Raw genomic sequence first — 8,517 nt, 5'->3', positions numbered from 1 at the left:
CTAGGAATATGGAGTAACCTGACATCAAGGCTGTAGGAGTTTAACCTACATGAATCATACAGTTAAAGGGTTTTACCCCTTCGGGCAGTCCCCCGGTTTTATCCGGTTTATGCCCAACGAATCGCACCTACTCCTATTCATTCCAAGACTGACCCAACGCCCCCGATTCCCGATTCCCGATTCCCGATTCCCGATTCCCGACTCCCGACTCCCTGTTCCCTGTTCCCGATTCCCTGTTCCCTATAGATTCAACCATGACCTTCAATCAACAGCACGCCATTATCACAGGGGGCTCCAGTGGGATTGGCAAAGCCACTGCCAAATTATTAGCCCAGAAGGGAGCTAATCTGACTTTGATTGCTAGGGATACAGCTAAGCTAGAGCAGGCTAAAGTCGAGATTGAAGCCATGGGAACCCATCCGCAACCAAAAATTCTCACTATTTCTGCTGATGTTTCCCAGCAGATACAGGTAGAAGCAGCTATTGAGCAAGCAATTAACCAAATCGGTCCTGCTGACCTATTAATCACTAGCGCTGGTATTGCTCATCCCGGTTACTTCCAAGAGCTGCCCATAGAGGTATTTGAACAAACCATGGCAGTTAACTATTTTGGTTCCCTCTATGCTATTAAAGCAGTACTACCCACCATGGTAAAGCAACACAAGGGTCATATTGTACTGCTATCTTCCGGTGCTGGACTGATTGGTATTTATGGCTATACCCCTTACAGTCCCAGTAAATTTGCCCTGCGGGGTTTAGCGGAATCCTTGCGGGGTGAGTTAAAGCCCCAAGGCATTCATGTTTCTATTGTCTATCCTCCTGATACCGATACCCCACAACTGGAAGCCGAAAATAAAACCAAGCCCCTGGAAACTAAGATGATTACTGGCAGTGCCCAGATGTGGAGTGCAACTGCCGTAGCTGATCAGATTGTACGAGGTATTGAGAAAAAGCAGTTTGGGATCATGCCAGGATTCGAGATGACATTACTAGGCCGGTTCCATAGTTTGCTCGCTCCAGTATTGAATTGGTATTTTGATCGGATTGTTACAGGGAATCGGGAATCGGGAATCGGGAATCGGGAATCGGGGGAAGACTAGTTTGAAGGATTAGACAGTCGGGAGTCGGGAGTCGGGAGTCGGATAATTACCCTTGATAAAAATCTCCCCATCTCCCCATCTCCCCATCTCCCCATCTCCCCATCTCCCCACACAATCTCTATGAATTACAAGGCATCAGCTGAGTTAAGCGCAGAACAATCTGATCAATTCCCTTTTCTAAGACTTTTCCTGACTGGGATGGTTGATTAACCATGATGCTAAACACGATAGTGCCGTAATCGGGATGTTCGAGATATCCAGACAGAGCTTTAACTCCTCTGAGGGTGCCGGTTTTGGCTTGAACTTTGGTTTGTGTAGAGGGATGACGCAACCGATTTTTGAGAGTACCGCTCACTCCCGCCACCGGTAAAGAGGCTAGGAAAACTTGGTTATTATTGGCATCACTCATCCCTTTGAGAGTGGTTATAAATGCCTCCGGAGTCGCTAAATTTTTCCGGGATAAGCCAGACCCATCTACCAGTCGATAACTATTAGGGTCAACTCCCAATTCTGCCAAAGCATCCTGCACTGCTTCCGACCCGCCAATATAGCGCAATAACGTATCAGCATAACTATTGTGGCTTTTTAGATTCGTTATCTTCACCCATTCTTTCATTGACTTAGATCGAATAGGAGTATTGGGATGAACCTTGTTTAATGCTGCCGCTGTAGTTAATAGTTTGATGTTAGAAGCAGGGATCAAGTATTGATTAGCATTGTGGCTGTAGAAAACCTTCTCTTCCGATAATGATTCAACCACAATCCCCCATTTCCCTCTCGCCAAGGAAGGATGATCGATAATCGAGTCAATCACTGGTGGCAGAAACTCCGGACAAATGCCATTCTTGTTCGTTTCCGGAGGGGGAACAGGGATTTTAATGGAATCGGTCGGAGCTGTCTCTGGAGGAAGCACAGAAATTTCTAGAGATTTTCCCTCTTGCCTTAAGTCCGCAACTGTTCTAGCGTTAGCTTTTCTAGAGGTAATAGGAGATACCGTAGTGAGCACAGCTACAGTTAGCATTCCTAAGGATTTCAACCAATAATTCAATTGGGTCATAGTGAGGTAGTCGTGTTGCTACAGTTCAACAGGCACTAACAGATACAAAAAAGCCTTGCTAGTTTAGGGTTTAAACCCAAACTACATCCTACAATACCTTTGACAAAATTAAAGTTTTTTTCTTTGCTTAATTAAAAATAAGCATACCGAAAATCAAGACATTGTAAGAGTCCAGACCTAGACTATAACTAGTAGTTTACTATTCCTGAATTTTAGTCAAAAACAGATTAAATTTCGATGAATATTAGATGAATTTATCCATTTTTTTTTAAAGTTGTTCGCTCTTTGGTTTAAGTCCCTTGGGTTTAAGTTAAAAGTTAAAGGTTATTGGTTTAAGGTTTAAGGTTTAAGGTTGAAAGTTATTTGGTTGTTCGCCTAGGGTGGCCTTTTGGCCAAGGTTGTCGGTCAGAATGCAGCATGGTGAATGCAGCATGGTGAATTCCAAATTCTAAATTCTACATTCACCATTCTTAATTCAAAGGGGAGTTTTGTATTATTCCACCCATAAGCACGCAAATTTGTAATAGGGGAAATAATACATCAAATCTGGCTAAGTTTCAGCAGTTTGCGTTCGCGTAGCGTGGCCTACGCGATTGGCCTTTTGGCCACGCTACGCGAACGCATTATTGAGGATTAGATACCCCAGGGTCAAAAAGTAGGGTGTGTTAGGGGCCTCACAGGGGTAGATTTTTTACATTAAGGTCAAACATGGGGCGACCCAGAGGGAGAGGAAAAGGAAAACAACGAAAAAGCGGCGCTGCATCGCTTTCTTATCCCCCACACCCCACACCCGGTCACCCCACACCCCACACCTGAGGTCTTTGTAAAAAACCTACCCTTATGAGGTGTTAGGGGCGCGCCTTGTCATCATATTCAACGTCGTAGCCAGTAGCCCCGTAACGCACCACCACAAGGGTTGCCCTGATTTTCCGCCTCTTCGCGCCTGGTTGGGACAGCCCGCCCGGAAATAATGGTCACGGGCAAGATGCCCATTCCACCAGATGCCCATCATGGTCACGGGCAAGATGCCCATTCCACCAGATGCCCATCATGGTCACGGGCAAGATGCCCATTCCACCAGATGCCCATCATGGTCACGGGCAAGATGCCCATTCCACCAGATGCCCATTCCACAGAGATAATTGTGATTTTTTGGTGCCATTATGGAAGTAGCTCCTACTTGGTTGGGAGGAAAGCCGCGCTGGGGATGGTTAAGAGGCATATCCAGCGCGGTTATTAGTTTCAGTCGTCACCTTTTATACTATACATAAATAATCGGAAAAATGCAAGGAAAAAATATTTTTTTTACATTTATTTACAAATATTTGATTTTGCAAATTTTATACTCAGTTATGTGTAAAAATTTGTATTTTTTGGGTTAGATTAGCAGTTAAATATTACCTGATAATTTGGTCTTTATTTAATGTCATAGTTAGGTAGGGTGGGCAGTGCTTGAAACCAATAATAACAGTTAGTGATCGCATTACTAGGCACTGCCCACCAACGAAAAAATTAGCTAGCGATCGCATTACTAGGCACTGCCCACCAACGAAAAAATTAGCTAGCGATCGCATTACTAGGCACTGCCCACCCTACGATTATCAATTTTGTACTGAACGATAAGAGAAACTAGCTTGTTTTAGCATTGATTTAAGTTATCTTATTTTCTTGGGCATTTAATTATTTTGGAAAAGTTATAGCGGTTTATATTCTAATGAGGTACAAATAATTTTCACCCTCTTGCCTCTTGCCTCTTGCCTCTTGCCTCTTACCTATTATCTGTTCCCTGTTCCCTGTTCCCTGTTCCCTGTTCCCTCAAAAAATGTACCTCACCTAATTTAAAACCGCTATACATCTTCATACAAAGCCTCAATACTAGTACGAAAATCCACACTTTCTAGATGAATCTCACTACCTGGATCATAAAATTGTAATGTCCAAATTCCCTGGGCATTACGGCGGAAGCAGTCTAGACGTTGATGGTCTTGGCTAATTAGGACATATTCGACCAATGTGTCTAATTTTTGATAGTCATAAAATTTGTTCCCCCGGTCAAAGGCTTCGGTTTTGGGAGATAAAACTTCGACAATTAAACAAGGATATTTTTTATAATTTTTCAATTCTCGATCTCTGACATCGCCAGTTACCATAACATCGGGATAGTAATAACTATTGGCGGCTTCAACATACGCTTTCATATCTGCCATATAAACCCGACAACCAGTGCCTCTGACATGATTTCTTAACAGTGCAAATAAGTTACCGGCAATAGTAACATGGGCATCACTGGCTCCAGCCATGGCATAGATTTCTCCATCACTATACTCGTGTTTGATGGGACTTTCTTCTTCTTGAGATAGATAGTCTTCTTGGGAAATGTAATTTGTAATTTTATCAGCAATCATGATGGGTTCAAGATAGTGACTCTATTAGTATAGAACAAATGGAATAGGGAATAGGGAGTAGGGAGTAGGGAGTAGGGAGTAGGGCACAAAAATTATCAGAATTACTACACGGATTACTCAAAATAATCCCAAATTATTTTGAGTTTTTTCTGTCTACATGACAGCGCATATTAATGCACATTATACTTGGCTATATATAAGTAAAATGCTGTGCGATCGCACCGCCAATTTGTTATAATCATAGTTATAATTATAACAGTTTAACGATGACACTCACTACTGATCCAGAACCGAACCACAATCAAGATCCAGAGCCGACATTAACTGATGTAATCCGAAAACTTGATGAGCTTTCAGATGAAGTGAAAAAGTTTGATGAAAGATTTAGCAATTACCAACAAGCCACACAATGGGTGATTCAGTTAGCTTTTGGCTTAATTGCGAGTGCTACTGTTATCGTGATTGTGAGCAATGTTTTAAACTAACTCAATAGTTAATTTTTGATTTTATCGCCATTTTCAACCCTTACTGCCGAGGAATTTTACCTTAACCAAGGGGATAGCTTTCATGGAAAACGCGTTCGCGTAGCGTGGCCTACGGCCAATCGCGTAGCATCTCCCTAGGAGAATCGCGTCGCGTCTCCCGATGGAGTATCCCGTAGTTTATGTCTGGTGGGCAGTGGAGCACACAGATTAGACCTCTTGCAAAAGTAGTGTCGCTAAATATTTTATTTACAACAAAGTTCGTAATTATAGATTGCAGCAATCAAATTAAAGCGTAAACCGAATCTTTTTCTTCTGTTACGATATCGCTCTGACAAAATCCTAACTATTTTTAGATGTCGGTAGACATGTTCAATTATAATTCTTTGTGAAGCTAACTTCCGATTCTCTTCTTTTTGGAGAGGTGACAATTTACTCTTGGGAGGTTTTTTATGAGGAGTCTGGCTCAGTTGATGGATTTTTACAATTCCTTGATATCCTTTATCGGCCAGACATTTAGTTGTTAATGATAGATGAGTTTTACTATTCGTAAAACTTATTAAAATCGTGCTCTTTTCCTTTACCGTAAGCAATACAGATAATCTCTTTACTGTTTTTATCCACGATTACTTGAGATTTTAAGGTGTGCTTTTTTTTCTTACCACTGTAGTAATTTTTCGGTTTTTTTTAGGGCGTTCTATGGGAGTTTACGTTACATCAATAACCGCTATATCGATTTGGTTACCTGACTTCAATAATTGTTTTTTTCCCGGAATCCTAAATTCGAAGGACTTAATTAAACTATTTTCGATAGAGGCGAATTATTCGGTATACTGTTGATTCATTGAGTCCCCAATGCTGACCGATATGAAAGTAAGTTCTGTACTCTCGTAAGTATTCTAGTGTCATCAATACTTGATTTTCTAGACTTAATTTAGAGGGTCTCCCGGTTTTTGTCTTCTGTTGTTCATTTTTTTCGACTAATTTCACCATCTGAGCAAAAGTCTCTTTCTTAACCCCACAAAGGCGTTTGAACTCCTGGTTAGTTAGATGTTTAACTTTTTGATAGGTCATTTTTTTTGATCATACTGATATATTTATATCTTTTTTATTGGACTTTTGCAAGAGGTCTATTTACCAAACTTACCAATCCCTTTAGCCACTGCCCACCCTACGATTCTCACTGGCGTTGGTCTTGACCGTGCGATTGCCCCTCATTAAGGTGGAATCAAAGTACAGACACACTTCCGGTACACCTTCACAACACGAGGTTACGGCACCACAGACGTTTTGGAGTGCATCGGTGTTGAAGCGTACAGTATAGGAGGAGTCCGCTTTCTCTACAAATAGTGGCAGTTGGGAGCCAGTCACAACCAACGGCTTGCTCAACAAAGCGTTATAGTGGCCATCCTTATCCAGCCCGGTCATCAAAAACGACAGTATGGAAGCAGTCCAGGCCATGGTGTCCGTGCCATGGAGCACAATAAAAGACTCATAGCTATCGTAGGCTTCCAGGATTGCGATCGCAATAGTACACCAGTCTTGGGGCTGCAAGTTGGTACTGTCGAGAGTGCTGTTATTGGGACCAAACCCGATATCAATATAGCCAATGGTACAATCGGGATATTGACTTTGAATTATCGGCAGAATATTCTCATCAAACGCCTTTTGGAAACCAACAGTATCTAGTGGATACAGCCCATCGGGTCCCTGCACAGAACCAATGGTGCCCCCTGTGTATAAAATCCCTATGTTCATGAAACAATTAGAAAATTTGTTTGCTACTAAAGTATACAGAAGTGATGGGAAAAGGGAATAGGGAATAGGGAATAGGGAATAGGGAGTAGGGAGTAGGGAACAGGGAACAGGGAACAGGGAACAGGGAACAAAAATTTTCACAATTCATTTAGGATCCCTATATGATTGTAAGATGCCGAAACAGGGCAAACGCATCTAAATTTTTTTGACAAATCACTCTTTATATGCAGATCTGCTCTATTGGCATTCCCCGTGGCCTAGAATGGTAACGAGCTTATTATTTACAATAATTAAATTTCCTTAATACTAGTTAATAGTTAGACCCTAAAATTAAGATTTAAATTAGGTCTTTATGAAGGAAAATCAAAGCATAATTTTTAGAAATACTCAGCAATGAAACTCAGACCAAAAACTACGATTTATGAGCATTTTAGTGATTTAAAAGATCCCAGAGTTGACCGAAGCAAACTACATAAATTAATTGATATTATTACAATTACTATCTGTGCGGTGATTAGTGGTGCCGACACCTGGGTTGACATAGAACTCTACGGTAAAACCAAATATAAATGGTTAAAAAAGTTTTTAGAATTACCTAATGGAATTCCATCTCACGACACAATTGCCAGAGTTTTTGCGAAACTTGAAACCGAACAATTACAGCAGTGTTTTTTGAAGTGGGTTCAATCAATTAGTCAGGTCACTTTTGGAGAAATAGTAGCGATTGACGGGAAAACTTTACGTCATTCCTATGACAAAAGTTCTGACAAAGCAGCTATTCATATGGTTAGTGCATGGGCAACAGCGAATCGCCTGGTTTTAGGGCAAGTAAAAGTAGATGAAAAATCCAATGAAATAACAGCTATTCCCAAACTTATAAAAGTTTTAGAACTATCGGGTTGCATCATAACTATTGATGCTATGGGCTGTCAAAAAGAAATTGTCAAGCAAATTGTAGCCAAAGAGGCCGACTATTTAATTACCTTAAAAAAGAATCAAGCTTATCTTTATGAACGAGTCGAAAAAATCGTCAATACATTACCTAAATCTAGATTAAAAAACATCACGATCAGTCAGTATTTGCAGTCAGAAACTGGACATAATCGTGAAGAACACAGATATTACCAAATGCTTAGTAATGTTAAAGAAGCAATTGATCCAAACGGGGAATGGGAAAAACTCAACTCAATAGGTTGGGTAGATTATTGGCGAAAATAAAAAGATGGAAAAACAAGTTTTGAACGAAGATATTATATTAGTAGTCTACCCAATAATGCTGAACTTTTAGCAAAAGCTATTCGCCAACATTGGTGTATAGAGAATCAACTGCATTGGGTACTTGATGTTCAATTTTTAGAAGATGATTCACGAATCAGGAAAGATAATGCACCCGAAAATTTAGCCATTATTAGACAAATAGCTCTGAATTTATTAAAACAAGAAAGTACCGAAAAAACGGGAATTAAAACTAAACGAAAAAAAGCCGGATGGGATAACGATTATCTCCTCAAAGTTTTAGGTTTTTAAGTTTTATTTTATCAGTAGAATTAATGGCGTTGGGCAATTTACCATGGGTTTAGACTAAAAGGCTGGGGGGGCGACGATATGGCTTGAAACAATTGATACGTCAGGAGTGTAACGATCTGTGATAGAAAAAGATAGGTCTTTTATTGTCAATAAGACCTATCTGTTGCAAATGTTACCCTTATTCTATC

Annotated in this window: 6 protein-coding genes and 2 pseudogenes; 4 read left to right on the top strand and 4 right to left on the bottom strand. The window is 40.6% G+C overall.

Annotated features, from left to right (window positions below):
- Positions 1–49 precede the first annotated feature (49 nt).
- Positions 50–346, top strand: coding sequence for a hypothetical protein (locus F6K46_RS36555; protein WP_293067532.1), 297 nt, complete (start codon positions 50–52; stop codon positions 344–346).
- On the top strand, positions 255–1,100 hold the full coding sequence (locus tag F6K46_RS36550; RefSeq protein ID WP_075901454.1) for an SDR family oxidoreductase: 846 nt from the start codon (positions 255–257) through the stop codon (positions 1,098–1,100). Before F6K46_RS36555 ends, F6K46_RS36550 begins: the two co-directional genes overlap by 92 nt.
- A 118-nt stretch (positions 1,101–1,218) precedes the next feature.
- Here the strand turns inward: F6K46_RS36550 and dacB are convergent, their stop codons facing one another.
- On the bottom strand, positions 1,219–2,157 hold the full coding sequence (dacB, locus tag F6K46_RS36545) for a D-alanyl-D-alanine carboxypeptidase/D-alanyl-D-alanine-endopeptidase (RefSeq protein WP_075901456.1): 939 nt from the start codon (positions 2,155–2,157) through the stop codon (positions 1,219–1,221).
- 1,847 nt (positions 2,158–4,004) lie between these two features.
- Positions 4,005–4,562 (bottom strand): Uma2 family endonuclease, encoded by a 558-nt coding sequence (locus F6K46_RS36540; RefSeq protein WP_293067526.1) that lies wholly within the window; start codon positions 4,560–4,562, stop codon positions 4,005–4,007.
- A 266-nt stretch (positions 4,563–4,828) separates the two neighbouring features.
- On the opposite strand from F6K46_RS36540, the gene F6K46_RS36535 reads away from it, so the two are divergent.
- A complete protein-coding gene (locus F6K46_RS36535; protein WP_293067523.1) occupies positions 4,829–5,047 on the top strand; it encodes a hypothetical protein in 219 nt (72 codons plus the stop codon).
- Between the two features lie 242 nt (positions 5,048–5,289).
- Here the strand turns inward: F6K46_RS36535 and F6K46_RS36530 are convergent.
- Positions 5,290–6,118, bottom strand: a pseudogene (locus tag F6K46_RS36530) (IS5 family transposase).
- Positions 6,119–6,199: 81 nt separating this feature from the next.
- The gene (locus F6K46_RS36525; RefSeq protein WP_293067520.1) at positions 6,200–6,943 is read right to left on the bottom strand and encodes an asparaginase domain-containing protein; all 744 of its coding nucleotides are present in this window, start codon (positions 6,941–6,943) and stop codon (positions 6,200–6,202) included.
- Between the two features lie 252 nt (positions 6,944–7,195).
- Between F6K46_RS36525 and F6K46_RS36520 the strand changes: the two are divergent.
- Positions 7,196–8,329 (top strand): annotated as a pseudogene (locus F6K46_RS36520) (ISAs1 family transposase).
- Positions 8,330–8,517 lie beyond the last annotated feature (188 nt).

Source organism: Moorena sp. SIO3E8 (genome assembly GCF_010692445.1).
GTDB classification, from domain to species: domain Bacteria; phylum Cyanobacteriota; class Cyanobacteriia; order Cyanobacteriales; family Coleofasciculaceae; genus Moorena; species Moorena bouillonii.
Note: the sequence above shows the minus strand (reverse complement) of the source record. Positions and strands in the feature narration are given on the sequence as shown.